Origin of the sequence: Streptomyces sp. NBC_00691 (genome assembly GCF_036226665.1) — a bacterium.
Classification (GTDB): Bacteria; Actinomycetota; Actinomycetes; order Streptomycetales; family Streptomycetaceae; genus Streptomyces.
This window is the reverse complement of sequence record NZ_CP109007.1, coordinates 2,466,818-2,483,082: the sequence shown is the minus strand read 5'-3', so window position 1 is coordinate 2,483,082 and position 16,265 is coordinate 2,466,818. Positions and strand designations below refer to the sequence as shown.

Sequence of the window (16,265 nt, the reverse complement as noted above, 5' to 3'; positions counted from 1 at the left end):
CAGACGACCGACAGCCCGCCGATGGGGGATGTCGGCGGGCTGTCGGGTGGTGCCGCAGTGGCTGTGTGGGCCGGTCGCGACTAGTGGAAGGTGTGCTCCTCGGCGGGGAACGCCCCGCCGCTGACGTCCTCGGCGAAGGCGCGCGCGGCGTCACCGAGCGTCTCGCGGAGGTTGGCGTACTGCTTGGTGAAGCGCGGGACCTTGCCGCTCGTCAGACCGGCCATGTCGGTCCAGACGAGCACCTGGGCGTCGGTGCCGGCGCCCGCGCCGATCCCGATGGTCGGGATGTGCAGCGAGCGGGTGACCTCGGCGGCCAGCTCGGCCGGTACGAGCTCCAGGACGACCGCGAACGCGCCCGCGTCCTGCGCCGCCTTCGCGTCGCGGAGCAGCTTGTGCGCGGCCTCGTCGGAGCGGCCCTGCACCCGGTAGCCCATGGTGTTCACGGACTGCGGGGTGAGGCCCAGGTGGGACATGACGGGGATGCCGGCCTGGACGAGCAGCTCGGTCTGGGGCAGCGAGCGCTCGCCGCCCTCCAGCTTGATCGCACCGACGCCCGCGTCCTTGACCAGCCGGGTGGCGTTGCGCAGGGCCTGTACGGGCCCTTCCTGGTACGAACCGAAGGGGAGGTCGCCGACGACGAGGGCGCGCTTCGTGCCCCGGACGACGGCGGCGGAGAGCAGCGTCATCTCGTCCATCGTGACGGGCACGGTGGTGTCGTAGCCGAGGTGACAGTTGCCCATGGAGTCCCCGACGAGGATCACCGGGATGCCGGCCTCGTCGAACACGGACGCGGTCATCGCGTCGTAGGCGGTGAGCATGGGCCACTTCTCGCCGCGCGCCTTGGCGGCGGCGATGTCGTGGACGGTGATGCGGCGCGTGCCCTTGCCGCCGTACAGCGCCTTGCTGCTGTCGGCGGGCGGTTTCTGGGCAGCCTGAAGCGTCATGGTGCACGGCTCCTCTGTCATCTCGAGGCGCCCTGACGGCGTCCCCGGACCACATCCATGGTGGCACTTCGCCGGGCGGGCGGGGAAGTGGGCCGGAGTGGCGCTGTTCACACCGGCGCGCCGGAGGGGCGTTCACGGCCCCGCAACGTAAAGCCTCGGTCAGGAATTTCGATACGAGACGGTCTCGTATCGAAATGCCTCTAGGGTGGTGGGCATGTCACAGCCGTCCTCCGCCTCCGCCGCACCCGCCGTGCCCACCGGACCCCGGATCCCCGAGGCCGTCCACCGGCGCCGCTGGGCCGTCCTCGGCGTCCTCATGCTCAGCCTGCTGATCGTCGTCCTCGACAACTCGATCCTGAACGTCGCCGTCAAGACGATCTCGGCCCCCGCGCCCACCGGCATCGGCGCCACCCAGAGCGAGCTGGAGTGGGCGATCAACTCCTACACGCTCGTCTTCGCCGGCCTCCTCTTCACCTCCGGCCTGCTCGGCGACCGCCTCGGCCGCAAGAAGGTGCTGCTCTTCGGCATCACCGTCTTCGGCATAGGCTCCGCCCTCGCCGCGCTCTCCGGCTCCCCGGGCGAGCTCATCGCCTTCCGGGCCGTCATGGGCCTCGGCGCCGCCTTCGTCATGCCCGCGACGCTCGCCGTCCTGATGAACGTCTTCGAGCGCGAGGAGCAGCCCAAGGCCATCGGCATCTGGGCCGGCAGTGTCGGCCTCGCCATCGCGATCGGCCCGATCACCGGCGGCATCCTGCTCGAACACTTCTGGTGGGGATCGATCTTCCTCATCAACGTGCCCGTCGTGCTGATCGCCCTCGCCCTGATGATGTGGCTGGTCCCCGACTCCCGCGACCCCAGGCCCGGCCGGATCGACATCCCCGGCGTGCTGCTCTCCGTCGTCGGACTCGTCCTCCTCGTCTACGGGATCATCCGCGGCGGCGAACTGGCCGACTTCACCGACGCCACCGTCCTCGCCCCGGTCCTCGGCGGCCTCGCCGTCCTGGCCCTCTTCGTCCTCCACGAGCGGCGCAGCGACCACCCCGCGATCGACATGACGTACTTCAAGCGGCCCGCGTTCTCGGCGGCCGTCGCCGCGATCGCGCTCGTCTTCTTCGCGCTCATGGGCGTGACCTTCTTCTCCGCCTTCTACCTGCAGAGCGTCCGCGGCTACAGCGCCCTGCAGTCCGGGCTGCTCATCCTGCCGCTGGCCGTCGCGCAGATGCTGTTCGCGCCCCGCGCGCGGCTCGTCGTCGAACGCTTCGGAGCCAAGGCCGTCTGTACCGCCGGCATGCTGCTCGTCGCTCTCGGCCTCGCGGCCTTCGCCTTCTTCGACGCATCGACCCCGGTCTGGGTCATGGAGATCGTCTTCTTCGTCCAGGGCGCGGGAATGGCCCACATCATGCCGCCCGTCACGGTCGCGATCATGCAGGCGCTGCCCCGTGAGAAGGCGGGCTCCGGCTCGGCGATCAACAACACCTTCCGGCAGGTCGGCGGTGCGCTCGGCGTCGCCGTCCTCGGCTCGCTGCTCTCCTCCACCTACCGGGGCGAGATCGAGGGGCACCTCGGCGGGGTCCCGGCGGCCCTGCGCGCCACGGCGGGCGAGTCCGTCGAGGCGACGCTGGCGGTCGCGGAGAAGCTCGGCCCGGCCGGCCGGGACCTGGTGGCCCCGGCGTACGACGCCTTCCTGGACGCCATGCACGTGACGGCGCTCGCCTCGGCGGTGATCGGCCTGATCGGCGCGGTCGTGGTCGCGGTCTTCCTGCCGGGCCGTACGCCGGCGGGCGCCGCGGGACCGGGCGCGGCGGCTCCGGGCAGGGCGGGCAAGGGTGAGGCCGGCCCGGGTGCCGCGGCGCCCGGAACCGCACCGGACGCCGCCGGGCGGGGCTCGGTGCCGGGCCCGACGTCCGAGGCGGGAGAATCGGCCCGACGGTAGGACAGGGGCGCCGAAGGCGCCGCTGGTGTCCGAGGGCCCGAACGAGAGGTGGAGCGCACGTGTCGCGGCAGGACGGCGGGACCCCCGGAACCCCGGAAACCCACGACGACGGGGCCGCGATCGGTGCCGCGGCCGGCGCCGCGCCCGGCGCCCGGCGGGGCCGGCCCCGGAGCGAGGGCGTCGAGCGGGCCGTCTTCGACGCGGTCGTCGGGCTCCTGGACGAGGGCCTCCCGCTCGCCGAGCTGTCCATCGAGCGGATCGCCCGCACCGCCGGGGTCGGCAAGGCCACCATCTACCGCCGCTGGACCGGCAAGGAGGAGCTCTTCGTCGACCTCCTCCGCTCGGTGGAGCCCCCGGACCCGGTGCTCTCCGGCACCTCGGTCCGGGGCGACCTCGTCGTCCTCCTGGAGTCGCTGCGCGAACGCGGCGTCGCCAAGCGGACCTCCGGCCTGCTCCACAACGTGTTCGCGCAGATGCAGCTGTACCCCCGGCTGTGGGACGTCTACCACCTCACCGTCATCGAACCGCGCCGCCGCCTCAGCCTGGACACCGTGCGGCGCGGCATGGAACAGGGGGAGATCCGCGACGACCTCGACATCGAGTTCGTCACCGACCTCCTCACGGGCCCGCTGCTCCTGCGCACCGTCATCCGCCCCGGAGCCTCCCTCGAACCCGGTCTCGCCGAGCGGGTCGTCGACACCGTGATGGAGGGCCTCCGGCCCCGGGACTGAGTCCCGCCCGCACGGCAAGACCGGACCCGGCCAAATGTGCGCGTTCTGTCACAGCCCGCCCGAGGGCGCCACCTGCAGGAACCCGCCACGCCGTAGCTGTCGTCCCACCGGACGTACGACGGCCCCGTCATCCCCTAGTGTCGACGTCGGGTCACGGAGCGAGACAGCAAGACAGCACGGCAGCAAGGCAGTGAGGACGGGCGATGGCGCGGGTGGACATGACGGAGACCGAGCAGGGCGGCACGGGGAACGAGCCGAGGACCTCCTCCCGCTTCCGGACCGCCCTCGGCGGACTCCGCCGCGACCCCGGGATCTGGCGCCGCGGCATCGTGCTCGCCCTCTTCGCGGTGGCCCTCACCCTGCTGATGGTGCTGCACGCCGACATCCCCAACCGCGTCGGCAACCTGGGCAGCCTCACCGAGACCTTCCTGCCGTGGCTCGGCCTCTTCGTCCCGGTCCTCCTCGTCCTCGCGCTGCTGCGCCGCTCCGCCACCGCGCTGATCGCCCTGCTGCTGCCGGCCGTGGTGTGGCTGAACCTCTTCGGCGGGCTCGTCGCCGACAAGTCCGCGGCCGGCGGCGACCTGACCGTCGCGACCCACAACGTGAACGCGGACAACCCCGACCCCTCGGGCACCGCCGAACAGCTCGCCGCGTCCGGCGCCGACGTCCTCGCCCTGGAGGAACTGAAGGGCGACATGGTCCCGGCGTACGAGAAGGGCCTGGAGAAGGCCTACCCGTACCACTCCGTCCAGGGCACGGTCGGACTCTGGAGCAAGCTGCCCCTGCGCGACCCGCGGCCCGTCGACATCCGGATGGGCTGGACCCGCGCGATGCGCGCCGACGTCGTGACCCCCCGGGGCGAGATCGCCGTGTACGTCGCCCACCTGCCGTCCGTCCGGGTCAAGATGAACGCCGGCTTCACCGCCAACCAGCGCGACGCCAGCGCGAACGCCCTCGGCGAGGCCATCTCCGACGACCGCCACGAGCGGATCGTCCTCCTCGGCGACCTCAACGGCACCATGAACGACCGCGCGCTCAACGGCATCACCTCACAGCTCCGCTCCACCCAGGGCGCGGCGGGCGACGGCTTCGGCTTCAGCTGGCCGGCCTCGTTCCCGATGGCCCGCATCGACCAGATCCTGGTCAAGGGCGTCGAGCCGATGTCGTCCTGGGCGCTCCCGGAGACGAGGAGCGACCACCTGCCGGTCGCGGCCCGCGTGAAGTTCTGACGCCCGGCGCCCTGTAGCACACGGTCGAAATCTCCTCTTCACTCCCCGGAGGCCGCCGGGAAGAAAACATCTGAGAGCCTTTGTTCCGTTGAAGAACTATCTTCTGGAAAGGCCCTCCCCATGCCCCTGGCGCTGCTCGCGCTCGCCGTCTCCGCCTTCGGCATCGGCACCACCGAATTCGTGATGATGGGCCTGCTCCCGCAGGTCGCCGACGACCTCGGCACCTCCGTCCCCACCGCCGGGTACCTCGTCTCGGCGTACGCGATCGGCGTCGTCGTCGGGGCCCCGCTGCTCACCGCCCTCGGCTCCCGCGTCCCCCGCAAGCGGATGCTGCTCCTGCTCATGGCCCTCTTCACCGTCGGGAACCTCGCCTCCGCCCTCGCCCCCGGCTTCGGCTGGCTGGTGGCCGGCCGGGTGCTCGCCGGGCTCCCGCACGGCGCGTTCTTCGGGCTCGGCGCGGTCGTCGCCGCCCGGCTGGTGCGCGAGGGCCGCCAGGCGCGGGCGGTGGCCACGATGTTCCTTGGCCTCACCGTCGCCAACATCCTCGGCGTACCCGCCGCGACCCTGCTCGGGCAGCACCTCGGCTGGCGGGCCACCTTCCTCGTGGTCTCCGTCATCGGCCTGCTCGCCATGGCCGCGCTCGCCCGACTCGTGCCGCACGTCCCCGTGGACGAGCGGCAGAGCCTGGGCCGCGAGGTGCGCGCGCTGGGCCGCCCCCAGGTGCTGCTCGGCCTGCTCACCGCCGTCTTCGGCTTCGCGGGCGTCTTCGCCGTCTACTCGTACCTGGCCTCGATGACCACCGAGGTGATGGGCTTCGGCGACTCCACCGTCACCGTCGTCCTCGCCCTCTTCGGCCTCGGCATGACCGGCGGGGCGCTCGCCGCCGGCCCGCTGACCGACCGGGCGCTCCGCCCGACGCTGTACGGCTCGCTCGCCGCCCTCGTCCTCGCCCTGGTCGCCTTCCGCTTCACGGTCCACGTGCCCTGGCTGGCCCTGGTCACGGTCGTGGTGCTCGGCGCCGTCGGCTTCATGACCACCACCCCGCTGCAGATGCTGGTCATGAACAAGGCCAAGGACGCCCCGACGCTCGCCTCCGCCTCCAACCACTCCGCCTTCAACCTCGCCAACGCCGGCGGCGCCTGGGCGGGCGGTGCCGCCGTCGCCGCGGGCTGGGGCTGGACCTCGCCGGCCCTGGTCGGCGCGGTCCTCACGGTGGTCGGTCTGGCGGTCGCGGTGGTGGCGGGCCTCCTCGACCGCGACCGGGGGACGGGGGAAGGGGCCTCGCGCGTCGTCGCGCACGGCCCCCTCGGTGAGGATGCCCTCGCCGAAGGCCCCCTCGCGGCCGGGAAGCGGGTCAGCTCGGCGTCTCCCGCCAGCGGTTCGTGATCGGCAGTCGCCGGTCCTTGCCGAAGCCCTTCGCCGAGATCTTGGTGCCCGGCGGGTACTGGCGCCGCTTGTACTCCGCCGTGTCCACCATCCGCAGCGTCCGCGTGACCAGCTCGTCGTCGAACCCGGCGGCCACGATCTCGTCCTTGCCCCGGTCCTGGTCCACGTACAGGGCGAGGATCGCGTCCAGGGTGTCGTAGTCCGGCAGCGAGTCCGTGTCGACCTGTCCCGGGCGCAGCTCCGCGCTCGGCGGCTTGCTGATCGAGCTCTCCGGGATCGGCGGCGTCTGGCCGCGCTCCTCGGCCGCCCGGTTGCGCCAGCGCGCCAGCCGGAACACCGTCGACTTGTAGACGTCCTTGATGGGCCCGAACGCCCCGACGGAGTCGCCGTACAGCGTCGAATAGCCCACCGCCAGCTCGGACTTGTTGCCCGGCGCGAGGACGATGTGGCCCTCCTGGTTGGAGAGCGCCATCAGCGTCGTGCCCCGCAGCCGCGACTGGAGGTTCTCCTCGGCGAGACCGGTGAGGCCGAGCGCACCCATGTACGCGTCGAACATCGGCTCGATCGACACCGTGCGGTAGTGGAGACCGGTGCGGCGGGCCAGCTCGGCGGCGTCGCCGCGCGAGTGGTCGGAGGAGTACTTCGAGGGCATCGACACCCCGTACACGTTCTCCGAGCCGAGCGCGTCGCAGGCGATGGAGGCGACCAGCGCCGAGTCGATGCCCCCGGAGAGGCCGACGAGCACCGAGCGGAAACCGTTCTTCGCGACATAGGCCCGGACACCGATGACCAGCGCCGAGTACACCTCCTCCTCGTCGTCCAGCCGGTGCGCGTAACCGCCCGTCAGCTCCGGCTCGTACGCCGGCAGCGGCTCCTCCGACAGCACCACGCGGTCGATCGTCAGCCCGTCGTTCACCAGCCCCTCCGGCGCCTCGGGGTCGGCCGCGGGCAGCTCCAGGTCCAGGATCACGCTGCCCTCGACGAACTGCGGGGCCCGCGCGATCACTTCGCCGTCCGCGTCCACCACGATCGAGTCGCCGTCGAAGACCAGCTCGTCCTGGCCGCCTGTGCTCGCCAGGTACGCGGTCACGCACCCGGCCTCCCGGGCCCGCCTGCGGACCAGTTCGAGGCGGGTGTCGTCCTTGTCCCGCTCGTACGGCGAGGCGTTGACCGACAGCAGCAGGCCCGCCCCCGCGTGACGTGCCGCAGGGACCCGGCCGCCGTCCTGCCACAGGTCCTCGCAGATCGCCAGGGCCACGTCGACCCCGTGGATCCGGACGACCGGCAGGGTGTCGCCCTGGACGAAGTAGCGGTACTCGTCGAAGACGCCGTAGTTCGGCAGGTGGTGCTTGGCGAAGCGCAGCACCACCTCGCCCCGGTGCAGCACGGCGGCGGCGTTCTCCGGCGAACCGGCCGGCCGGCCGAGCTTCGGCTCCGCCCGCCCGGAGCGGTCCAGATAGCCGACGACGACCGCCACCTCCCCGAAGCCCTCGTCCGCGAGCCGGCGGGCGAGACCGCCCAGGGCCACCCGTGACGCCTCGACGAACGAGGAGCGCAGCGCGAGGTCCTCGACGGGGTATCCGGTCAGCGCCATCTCGGGGAACGCGACGAGATGCGCGCCCTGTCCGGCGGCATGGCGGGTCCAGTGCACGATCGCCTCGGCGTTCCCGGCGATGTCTCCGACGGTCGAGTCGATCTGATTCAGGGCGAGGCGTAGTTGAGGCACTCGGCCAGTGTAATCGTCAGACCGACGCGATGTCCTGGGAAAGGGCCCGGAAACCGTCCCGCGCGGCCCGCCGCACCCGCCTCGCGCCTGCCCGCGCACGTCCCCGCCGCCCGGCGTGCGCCCCCGTCCCGCCCGATCGATCATGGTCACCATGACGACCACTCACGAACCGGCGGAACCGCGCCGGATCCACCCCGGGCACCGGCAACCCTCCCGCACGCCGTAGCGTCAGACCCACTATGCCCGGAAACGTGACGCGAGCCTCGGCCGTCCTGCTGGCCCTCGGCGCGCTCGCCTACACCGCGTGGATCCTCGAGGTCCTCCTCCGCACCGGACTCGACCCGGTCCGGACGTACGTCTCCGAACTGGCGGCGTCGGACCAGCCGTTCGGCACCTTCTTCCGGGCGACCGACCTGCTGTCGGGGACGCTGATCCTGGCGGGGGCGGTACTGGGACGGGCGGGGACACCAGGTGCCGGTCCGACGGGGACACCGGGAGCCGGCCGCGCGGGGTGGGCCGTGCCCGGCCGAGCCCGCCTGCGGGAGGCCGGTCACCCGGGGACCCCGGCGGCCGGCCGGCCGCGCCGGATCCGTGAGCCCTGGGCGCTCCTCGGGTGGGGCGCGCTCGCCCTCTTCGGCGCCGCCACCGTCGCCGACTCGCGGCTCCCCCTCAGCTGCGCCGCCACCGCCGACCCCGGGTGCGCGGCGCGCGAGACCGCCGGGCTCGTGCCCGCCACCCATACGGCCCATGCCGTCAGTTCCGGTCTCGCCATGACCGGCGCCCTCGTCGCCCTCGTCGCCCTGACGGTCGCCGCCCACCGCTACGGCCGCTGGCGGCCCCTCGCCCGTACGGGCCCGGTCGTCGTCGCCCTGGAGCTCGCCGCCACCGTCTGGACCCTCGCCGCCGTCGCCGCCTTCGAGGGCGGCGAGGGCACCTGGGCGCTCGGCGCCGGCCAGCGGCTCCAGGTGCTCCTGGTCGCGGTGTGGCTCGCGGTCCTCGCATACTCCCTGGCGACGTCCCGGCCCGCCCCGGAGGAGGAGCGATGACCGGGGAACCCGCCTTCGTACGCATCGGAGGCGTCGCCCACCACGTCGTCGTCGCGGGCTCGGGACCCGTCTGCGTCCTGAGCGCGGGGCTCGGCATGAGCTGGTTCGACTGGGACCCGGTCGTCCCGCTCCTCGCCCCGCACCGCACGGTCGTCCGCTTCGACCGTCCCGGGCACGGCCTCTCCCAGCCCGCCGCCGTCCCGCCCACCGCCGCGGGCGAGGCCCACCGGATCGCCGCGCTCCTCGACGCGCTGCGGCTCCCCGGCCCCGCCACCGTCGTCGGGCACTCGATCGCCGGGTTCCACGCCGAGGCCTTCGGCCGGCTCCACCCGGACCGGACGGCCGCGCTCGTGCTCGTCGACCCGTCGGTCGAGGAGCACCCCCGCGTCGGTGCGCACCCGGAGGCCGTCGCCCGGGTGCTCGGCGCCGTGCTCTCCGCCGTCGGCGCCCCGGCCGCCCTCGGCCCCGCGGTGCGCCGTGCGGCCGTGCGCCACGACCAGGCCCCCGCCGCCCTCGTCCACCGCGTCTACCGCACCTCACGCGTCCTGCGCGGCGCCCTGGAGGAGAACGCCCGCTACGGGGCCGTCGCGGCCGAACTCCTCGCCCTGCGCACCACGCACCCGCTCCCGCCGGGCCTCCCCGTCACCGTCCTCGCCGCCCCCGACGGCTCGGCCCGCTGGGAACGGCGCCAACGCGCGCTGGCCCGGCGGCTCGGCGCCCGCTACGAGGCGGCCGTGCCGTCGGGCCATCTGGTCATGAAGGACCGCCCGGAGGCGGTGGCGACCGCGATCCTGGATCCCGGCCGCTCCGGTCAGGAAGGCGCGTAGACGCTCTCGCAGAACCCTTTGAGCTGCTCCTCCGAGAGGTGCTGGGCCAGATCGGCCTCACTGATCATGCCGACGAGCCGCTTCTCCTCGATGACGGGCAGCCGCCGGATCTGGTGGCCCTGCATCTCCTCCAGGACGGCACCCACGTCCGCGCCCGACTCGACCCAGCGGGGGGTGCCCTTCGACATCTCGCCGCAGGTGATCTTCGAGGGGTCGTGGCCCATGGCCACACAGCCGACCACGATGTCGCGGTCCGTGATGATGCCGCAGAGCCGTTCGTTCTCGTCGGCGATGGGCAGCGCGCCGACGTTCAGGTTGCGCATCATCTGCGCGGCGCGGTCGAGCGTCTCGTGAGCCGGGATCCACTGGGCCCCGGGGTGCATGATGTCCTTCGCCGTGGTCATGGGGTGCGTACCTTTCGTCGGACGTGGTCACACGTACGTCCCCGAGCCCCACCCATTGTCGGCGCACGGCCGGGCCGACGCGACTTGTCGGCGCGCGCCGGCCGCCGCCGGGAGGCGGCGTACGACACGGCCCCCGCGACCGCGGCGGGTCACGGGGGCCGGTGGCTCACCGACGCCGGGCGTCAGGCGCCACGCTTCTCCAGCATGTCCGCCATCAGCAGCATCTCCGACTTCTGGGCGTCGACCATGCCCTGCGCGAGACCGCGCTCGATCTCCACCGAGCACTTCTGGACACAGCCCTCGGCCATGTGGACCCCGCCCCTGTGGTGCTCGGTCATGAGCTTCAGGTACAGGACCTCGGCCTCCCGGCCACTGGCCGCCCGCAACTCGTCCAGCTGGGCGTTGGTCGCCATGCCGGGCATGAGCGCCCCGTCGAGCGGGCCGGTGTCGCCGGAGCCGCCCATGCCCATCCAGGTCATCGGCTCGACGCCGGACTCGATCTTGGGCAGCCCCCAGAGGTCGAGCCAGCCGAGCATCATGCCCCGCTGGTTGGCCTGGGTGTTGGCGATGTCGTACGCGAGACGGCGCACCTCCTCGTCCTGGGTGCGGTCCCGGACGATGAACGACATCTCGACGGCCTGCTGGTGGTGGACGGCCATGTCCCGGGCGAAGCCGGCGTCCGCGGAGAGCGAGGACGGCGTCCGCGGCGCCTCCTCGCGCTCCGCGGAGGCGACGGTGACGGCGCCCCCGGCGAAGAGCAGGGCGAGCGCGACGGCGGTGATCGCCGCCCACTGCGTCCGGTTCGGCCGCCGCGCCGCCGCCGTCGACATGTCGACGCCGGCGTCGTCGTCCTCGCCGATCCGGCTCACTGGCTGATCCCGCCGGTGCAGGCGGCGCCCGGCTCGGGGGTCTGCGGGCCCTGGACGTACTTGGTGAAGAAGGCGTCGATGCGGGGGTCGCTCGCATTGTCCACGGTGACCTGCTTGCCCCAGGCGGACAGCATGATGGCGCCGGCCTGGTCGTCCACGGGGCTCATCAGCGTGTACTTGGTCTTGCCGACCTTGTCTTCCAGCTTCTTCACGTCGTCGGCGGCGGCCTTCTTGTTGTACGTCACCCAGACGGCGCCGTGCTCGAGCGAGTGCACGGCGTTCACCTCGGCGACGGCCTTCTTGTAGACGACGCCGTCGCAGTTCATCCAGACCGGGTGGTGGTCACCGCCGACCGGCGGCTTCATCTCGTACTTCACGGCCGTCTCGACGTGGTTGCGGCCGAGCTTCTTGGCGTCCCAGGACTTCTCGGCGGCGATGGGGGCCTTCGCGGCCGCGTCCTTCTGGTCCTGCTCGTCGGACTTCTTCATCAGCACGAAGGTGCCGAAGCCGACGAGACCGAGGACGACGACGCCCGAGACGCCGATCGTGACGAGGCGGTTGCGGCGCTCACGGGCCTGCTCGGCGCGGCGCATCTCCTCTATTCGGGCGCGGCGGTCGGCGTTGGCGGAGCTCTTGGCGGCCATGGTGGTGTCGTCCTTCTTCAGGGAGGGGGAGGGAGTTCGGGGGTGGACGGAGCGGGGCGGGAGACCCGCCGCCGTCACGTCCGAAGAACTTGAAGGACGTGCAGATCCGGCGCGCGCGGCCGGACGCCGGAACGGCGCGCGGCGCTGTCACCGGACGGCGGCTCGAAGCGCGGGAGCCCGTCGGCCGCGTGCAGCGGCGGATCGAGCGGGGGCGCGCTGAGCACCGCCGGGGAGAGCGCGGGGAAGAGGGAGCAGCCACCGCGGTCGTACGGGCAGATGTACTCGACGACGGTGCGGGCGGCCGCGGGGGCGGCCGTGACGCCGGTGGCCGCGGGCCTGCCCGCCGCCGTCGCCCCGGTGCCCGCGTGATGGTCCTCGGGGCCGGGTCCGGCGCCCAGACAGAAGAAGAGCGCGGCGAGGAGCGTCGCCACGGCACTCATCAGTGCCATGGGACGCGCGTGCTGGGACGGGCGTACGAGCCGTGTGGCCCCCATGGGCGCAGATCGTAGTGTGCGCGGAGGCTCCGTGGGCCGAACGGGGTACCACTCGGTACCGACGGAGGGGCGGCCAGGGGGCGAACGGACACCCGGACGCCGCTCTTCCCGCGTTACCTGAGTCACACCCGAGCAGGCACTATGGGTGTGCAACGTGCGCGAAACCATGTGGTGGGATGCTCAGGTGCCCCCCGATGTGCTCTGAGGCGGTGGGAGCAGGCGGCCTGACCAGCGAGGATGGGTGTGGAAATGGACAAGCAGCAGGAATTTGTGCTCCGTACGCTCGAGGAGCGCGACATCCGCTTCGTACGTCTGTGGTTCACCGACGTGCTCGGCTTCCTCAAGTCGGTGGCCGTGGCGCCCGCCGAGCTTGAGCAGGCCTTCGACGAGGGCATCGGGTTCGACGGCTCCGCGATCGAGGGCTTCGCCCGCGTGTACGAGTCGGACATGATCGCCAAGCCGGACCCGGGGACGTTCCAGATCCTGCCGTGGCGGGCCGAGGCGCCGGGCACGGCCCGGATGTTCTGCGACATCCTGATGCCGGACGGCTCGCCGTCCTTCGCGGACCCGCGCTACGTCCTGAAGCGGGCCCTGGCCAAGACCTCGGACCTGGGCTTCACCTTCTACACCCACCCCGAGATCGAGTTCTTCCTCCTCAAGGACAAGCCGCTCGACGGCACCCGCCCGACCCCGGCGGACAACTCGGGGTACTTCGACCACACCCCTCAGAACGTGGGCATGGACTTCCGACGCCAGGCGATCACGATGCTCGAATCGATGGGCATCTCGGTGGAGTTCAGCCACCACGAGGGCGCGCCGGGCCAGCAGGAGATCGACCTCCGTTACGCGGACGCCCTCTCCACGGCGGACAACATCATGACCTTCCGCCTGGTGATGAAGCAGGTGGCGCTGGAGCAGGGCGTGCAGGCCACGTTCATGCCGAAGCCGTTCTCGGACTACCCGGGCTCGGGCATGCACACCCACCTGTCGCTCTTCGAGGGCGACCGCAACGCGTTCTACGAGTCGGGCGCCGAGTACCAACTGTCCAAGGTCGGCCGCTCGTTCATCGCGGGCCTGCTGAAGCACGCGGGCGAGATCTCCGCCGTGACGAACCAGTGGGTCAACTCGTACAAGCGCATCTGGGGCGGCTCGTCCCGCACGGCGGGCTCGGGCGGAGAGGCCCCCTCGTACATCTGCTGGGGCCACAACAACCGCTCGGCCCTGATCCGCGTCCCCATGTACAAGCCGGGCAAGACGGGCTCCTCGCGCGTCGAGGTCCGCTCCATCGACTCCGGCGCGAACCCCTACCTCACCTACGCGGTCCTCCTCGCCGCCGGCCTCAAGGGCATCGAAGAGGGCTACGAACTCCCGGCCGGCGCCGACGACGACGTCTGGGCCCTCTCGGACGCGGAACGACGGGCGATGGGCATCGAACCGCTCCCGCAGAACCTGGGAGAGGCGATCGCCCTGATGGAGAAGAGCGAACTGGTGGCGGAGACGCTGGGAGAGCACGTCTTCGACTTCTTCCTCCGCAACAAGAAGCAGGAGTGGGAGGAGTACCGCTCCGAGGTCACCGCCTTCGAACTGCGGAAGAACCTGCCGGTGCTGTAGGTGCAGGGCGCGGCGGGCAGAGTCCTCCGGGCGGGTGCCGGGTGTCGCCCGGTGCTCGCCCGTTCGTGTGCGGATAATGCGTTGCCCGGGGCCGGCGGTCCGTTCACACTGCCCCGGTGAAGATCGAATCCGTCGCCACCGAGCGGCTCCTGCTCCACCCGCTGACCGTCCCCGACGCCGAGCGCATCGTCGCCCGGGAGTCCGGCGCCGGGGATCTGTGGGGCGAGGGGTATCCCGGCGACGGTGACGTCCGCTCGGCCACCGGTTTTCTGCGGGGGGTCGCCGAGCGCGGTGACCCGGGGGTGTTCCGGCCGTACGCGATACAGCTCGCGGAGAGCGGCGTCACCGTCGGGGGGATCGGGTTCCACGGACCGCCCGACGAGATCGGGTTCGTCACCGTGGGGTACGGGCTCGTGCCCGCCGCGCGGGGCAACCGGTACGCCGCCGAGGCGCTTCGCGCGCTCCTCGAGATCGCCCGGCGGGCCGGCGTCTCCGGCGTGAAGGGCGACGCCGACCTGGACAATCCGGCGTCCCACCGGGTGATGGAGGCCGCCGGGATGCCGTGCGTGGCGGAGGACGAGCGGCTCCGGCACTTCTCTCTGGGGTTCTAGGTGTGACGGACCGTCCGCGCTAGCGTCGGGTCCCATGACGGAACCCCGTCCCCGCGTCTGGTACGCCGCCTACGGCTCCAACATGCACGCCGAACGCCTCCGCCGGTATCTCGCCGGAGGCCGGCCGGACCCCGGTGCCCGGGAGTTGCCAGGGTGCCGGGACCCGCGTGGTCCCGACCGGTCCGTGCCCGTCGAGCTGGACGGCCAGGTGTACTTCGCGGCCGAGTCGGCCGTGTGGACCGGCGGCCTGGCGTTCTACGACCCGGACACGGACGGCACCGCGTGGGGAGTCGCGCACCTGCTGACCGCCGGGCAGTTCTCCGACATCGCCGCGCAGGAGATGTACCGGCGGCCCGGCACCGACCTCGACCTGGCCGAGGTCCTCGCCACCGGCCGCTGCGAGGTCGGCCCGGGACGGTACGAGACCCTCGTCTGCCCGGGGCACATCGACCGGATCCCCGTGCTCACCTTCACCGCGCCCTGGCCGATGCCGCCGGCGGACGGGCTCCGCCCGCCCTCCGCCGCCTATCTCCGGCACCTCGCGGCAGGGCTCCACGAGGCCGGGGCCTGGCGGCCCGCCGCGGTGGCCGACTATCTCGCCTCCCGGCCGGGCGCGGCGGGGCACTGGACGCCGGAGGACGTGGCCGCCGCCGGCGTCCCGTGAACTCCCGGCGCCGTCAGCGCTCGGTGAGTTCCGACGGGGCCTCCTGCACCATCCAGCCGTTGCCGTCCGGGTCCTCGAAGGTCATGAAGGCGTTCCACGTGCCGCCCCTGCCCGGCTCCCAGCCCTTCTCGCCCACGTGCCGGATCGCCGAGACCTCCACCCCGCGCCCGACGAGCTCCGCCCGGGCCGCCTCGATGTCCGTCACACAGAACTGGAGGCCCTGGAGGGTGCCCGGGGCCATCTCCTTCGTGCCCGGCATCGGCGGCATCCCGCTCAGCAGGGCGAGCGAACAGCGCGAGCCCGGCGGCGTCAGCTGCACGACGCGCACGCCCGGCGCCACCGCGTCGTCCAGGTCGACGGTGAAGCCGCACCTCTCGGCGTAGAACTCCTTCGCCCGGTCCATGTCGGTGACGGGGACCGGGACGACTTCCAGTGTCCAGTGCACAGGGGTTCTCCTCAGAAACGCCAGCGGGTCTGTCCGAAGGGGTCGCCCTTGGCGAAGCCGAAGGCCGTGCGGGGCGCGACGGCGAACACCAGGGCCGTACCACCGTCCCCCTGGAACGCCCCCTCACGCACCTCGAAACGCCAGTCCTCGCCGTACTTCTCCACCCACGCCCCGGCGAGCGCCGCCAGCCGGTCCCCGTCCGTCACCCGGGTCGCCTCGCCCTCGACCACGAGGTCGAAGCCCTCGCCGAGCGCGGGCGTGCCGGTCGTCAGGACCACCGACGTGTGGGACTCCAGATTGCGGGCCTTGCGCTCGTCCGGGCCCGTGCAGAAGTGGAGGGCTCCCTCCGACCAGACGGTGATCAGCGGGGTCACGTGCGGGCGGCCGTCGGGGCGTACGGTCGTCAGCCAGAAGACCTCGGCCGCCGCGAGCCGTGCCTGGGCCTCGGACCAGGGGACCGGTCCCGCCTTGTCGTCGCTGTACCGGGTGTCGAGGGCCGTCCGGGGGGTCTGCGGATTCATCGCCGTTCCCTTCGTCGCCTGCTCCGCCGCGCGTGCGGCGGCTGTTCACAGATGACGACCGGACCGGCGCGCGAAACTCATCGGCCCGCCACGACCCACCGCGCGCCACGACCCGCCGCCCGCCGCCGCCCGCCGGCTCGCAGGGACCTACCGCCCGCCGTGGCCCGCCGGCCCGCCGGT

At 72.6% G+C, this 16,265-nt stretch carries 17 protein-coding genes; 9 read left to right on the top strand and 8 right to left on the bottom strand.

Features of this window, described 5'->3' with window-relative positions:
- Positions 1–80: 80 nt before the first annotated feature.
- Positions 81–944: a 3-methyl-2-oxobutanoate hydroxymethyltransferase gene (gene panB / locus OG392_RS11140; RefSeq protein ID WP_329278118.1), complete on the bottom strand. Its 864-nt coding sequence runs from the start codon at positions 942–944 to the stop codon at positions 81–83.
- 214 nt (positions 945–1,158) lie between these two features.
- Here panB and OG392_RS11135 point away from each other — a divergent pair, with 214 nt between their 5' ends.
- From OG392_RS11135 to OG392_RS11120, 4 genes are all read left to right on the top strand, one after another.
- On the top strand, positions 1,159–2,877 hold the full coding sequence (locus tag OG392_RS11135; RefSeq protein WP_329278116.1) for a DHA2 family efflux MFS transporter permease subunit: 1,719 nt from the start codon (positions 1,159–1,161) through the stop codon (positions 2,875–2,877).
- A 59-nt stretch (positions 2,878–2,936) separates the two neighbouring features.
- Complete coding sequence (locus OG392_RS11130; RefSeq protein ID WP_443054747.1) at positions 2,937–3,608, top strand: TetR/AcrR family transcriptional regulator; 672 nt, start codon at positions 2,937–2,939, stop codon at positions 3,606–3,608.
- 203 nt (positions 3,609–3,811) lie between these two features.
- A complete protein-coding gene (locus OG392_RS11125; protein ID WP_329278114.1) occupies positions 3,812–4,837 on the top strand; it encodes an endonuclease/exonuclease/phosphatase family protein in 1,026 nt (341 codons plus the stop codon).
- 120 nt (positions 4,838–4,957) lie between these two features.
- Complete coding sequence (locus OG392_RS11120) at positions 4,958–6,223, top strand: MFS transporter (RefSeq protein ID WP_329278113.1); 1,266 nt, start codon at positions 4,958–4,960, stop codon at positions 6,221–6,223.
- Here OG392_RS11120 and OG392_RS11115 read toward each other — a convergent pair.
- Positions 6,192–7,949 carry an NAD+ synthase gene (locus OG392_RS11115; protein WP_329278111.1) on the bottom strand — a complete coding sequence of 586 codons (1,758 nt, stop codon included), beginning with the start codon at positions 7,947–7,949 and terminating at the stop codon, positions 6,192–6,194. The genes OG392_RS11120 and OG392_RS11115 overlap by 32 nt on opposite strands.
- A gap of 239 nt (positions 7,950–8,188) precedes the next feature.
- Here OG392_RS11115 and OG392_RS11110 point away from each other — a divergent pair, with 239 nt between their 5' ends.
- Together OG392_RS11110 and OG392_RS11105 are read left to right on the top strand one after the other, a co-directional pair.
- Positions 8,189–8,995: a DUF998 domain-containing protein gene (locus OG392_RS11110; protein ID WP_329278110.1), complete on the top strand. Its 807-nt coding sequence runs from the start codon at positions 8,189–8,191 to the stop codon at positions 8,993–8,995.
- Positions 8,992–9,822 carry an alpha/beta fold hydrolase gene (locus OG392_RS11105; RefSeq protein ID WP_329278108.1) on the top strand — a complete coding sequence of 277 codons (831 nt, stop codon included), beginning with the start codon at positions 8,992–8,994 and terminating at the stop codon, positions 9,820–9,822. Before OG392_RS11110 ends, OG392_RS11105 begins: the two co-directional genes overlap by 4 nt.
- Here the strand turns inward: OG392_RS11105 and OG392_RS11100 are convergent.
- From OG392_RS11100 to OG392_RS11085, 4 genes are all read right to left on the bottom strand, one after another.
- A complete protein-coding gene (locus tag OG392_RS11100) occupies positions 9,807–10,226 on the bottom strand; it encodes a CBS domain-containing protein (protein WP_329278106.1) in 420 nt (139 codons plus the stop codon). The two genes, OG392_RS11105 and OG392_RS11100, sit on opposite strands and share 16 nt — an antisense overlap.
- A 182-nt stretch (positions 10,227–10,408) precedes the next feature.
- Positions 10,409–11,056 carry a DUF305 domain-containing protein gene (locus OG392_RS11095; protein ID WP_329287198.1) on the bottom strand — a complete coding sequence of 216 codons (648 nt, stop codon included), beginning with the start codon at positions 11,054–11,056 and terminating at the stop codon, positions 10,409–10,411.
- Positions 11,057–11,091: 35 nt separating this feature from the next.
- Complete coding sequence (locus tag OG392_RS11090) at positions 11,092–11,739, bottom strand: DUF3105 domain-containing protein (RefSeq protein ID WP_329278104.1); 648 nt, start codon at positions 11,737–11,739, stop codon at positions 11,092–11,094.
- A 74-nt stretch (positions 11,740–11,813) separates the two neighbouring features.
- The gene (locus OG392_RS11085; RefSeq protein WP_329278102.1) at positions 11,814–12,233 is read right to left on the bottom strand and encodes a hypothetical protein; all 420 of its coding nucleotides are present in this window, start codon (positions 12,231–12,233) and stop codon (positions 11,814–11,816) included.
- Positions 12,234–12,482: 249 nt separating this feature from the next.
- Between OG392_RS11085 and OG392_RS11080 the strand changes: the two genes are divergently transcribed.
- From OG392_RS11080 to OG392_RS11070, 3 genes are all read left to right on the top strand, one after another.
- Positions 12,483–13,844 carry a glutamine synthetase family protein gene (locus OG392_RS11080; protein WP_015033133.1) on the top strand — a complete coding sequence of 454 codons (1,362 nt, stop codon included), beginning with the start codon at positions 12,483–12,485 and terminating at the stop codon, positions 13,842–13,844.
- A 116-nt stretch (positions 13,845–13,960) separates the two neighbouring features.
- On the top strand, positions 13,961–14,455 hold the full coding sequence (locus OG392_RS11075) for a GNAT family N-acetyltransferase (RefSeq protein WP_329278100.1): 495 nt from the start codon (positions 13,961–13,963) through the stop codon (positions 14,453–14,455).
- 34 nt (positions 14,456–14,489) lie between these two features.
- Positions 14,490–15,119 (top strand): histone deacetylase, encoded by a 630-nt coding sequence (locus OG392_RS11070; RefSeq protein ID WP_329278098.1) that lies wholly within the window; start codon positions 14,490–14,492, stop codon positions 15,117–15,119.
- Positions 15,120–15,132: 13 nt separating this feature from the next.
- On the opposite strand, the gene OG392_RS11065 is transcribed toward OG392_RS11070, so the two are convergent.
- Together OG392_RS11065 and OG392_RS11060 are read right to left on the bottom strand one after the other, a co-directional pair.
- Positions 15,133–15,564: a VOC family protein gene (locus tag OG392_RS11065; protein WP_329278096.1), complete on the bottom strand. Its 432-nt coding sequence runs from the start codon at positions 15,562–15,564 to the stop codon at positions 15,133–15,135.
- Positions 15,565–15,575: 11 nt separating this feature from the next.
- On the bottom strand, positions 15,576–16,085 hold the full coding sequence (locus OG392_RS11060) for a pyridoxamine 5'-phosphate oxidase family protein (RefSeq protein ID WP_329278094.1): 510 nt from the start codon (positions 16,083–16,085) through the stop codon (positions 15,576–15,578).
- Positions 16,086–16,265 lie beyond the last annotated feature (180 nt).

Excerpts from the sequence above, each read along its gene's own strand:
- OG392_RS11080 (WP_015033133.1), top strand. The coding sequence starts at position 12,483 with ATGGACAAGCAGCAGGAATTTGTGCTCCGTACGCTCGAGGAGCGCGAC.
- OG392_RS11100 (WP_329278106.1), bottom strand. The coding sequence starts at position 10,226 with ATGACCACGGCGAAGGACATCATGCACCCCGGGGCCCAGTGGATCCCG.
- panB (WP_329278118.1), bottom strand. The coding sequence starts at position 944 with ATGACGCTTCAGGCTGCCCAGAAACCGCCCGCCGACAGCAGCAAGGCG.
- OG392_RS11120 (WP_329278113.1), top strand. The coding sequence starts at position 4,958 with ATGCCCCTGGCGCTGCTCGCGCTCGCCGTCTCCGCCTTCGGCATCGGC.
- OG392_RS11125 (WP_329278114.1), top strand. The coding sequence starts at position 3,812 with ATGGCGCGGGTGGACATGACGGAGACCGAGCAGGGCGGCACGGGGAAC.
- OG392_RS11070 (WP_329278098.1), top strand. The coding sequence starts at position 14,490 with ATGACGGAACCCCGTCCCCGCGTCTGGTACGCCGCCTACGGCTCCAAC.
- OG392_RS11090 (WP_329278104.1), bottom strand. The coding sequence starts at position 11,739 with ATGGCCGCCAAGAGCTCCGCCAACGCCGACCGCCGCGCCCGAATAGAG.
- OG392_RS11135 (WP_329278116.1), top strand. The coding sequence starts at position 1,159 with ATGTCACAGCCGTCCTCCGCCTCCGCCGCACCCGCCGTGCCCACCGGA.
- OG392_RS11110 (WP_329278110.1), top strand. The coding sequence starts at position 8,189 with ATGCCCGGAAACGTGACGCGAGCCTCGGCCGTCCTGCTGGCCCTCGGC.
- OG392_RS11095 (WP_329287198.1), bottom strand. The coding sequence starts at position 11,056 with ATGTCGACGGCGGCGGCGCGGCGGCCGAACCGGACGCAGTGGGCGGCG.
- OG392_RS11085 (WP_329278102.1), bottom strand. The coding sequence starts at position 12,233 with ATGGGGGCCACACGGCTCGTACGCCCGTCCCAGCACGCGCGTCCCATG.
- OG392_RS11060 (WP_329278094.1), bottom strand. The coding sequence starts at position 16,085 with ATGAATCCGCAGACCCCCCGGACGGCCCTCGACACCCGGTACAGCGAC.
- OG392_RS11105 (WP_329278108.1), top strand. The coding sequence starts at position 8,992 with ATGACCGGGGAACCCGCCTTCGTACGCATCGGAGGCGTCGCCCACCAC.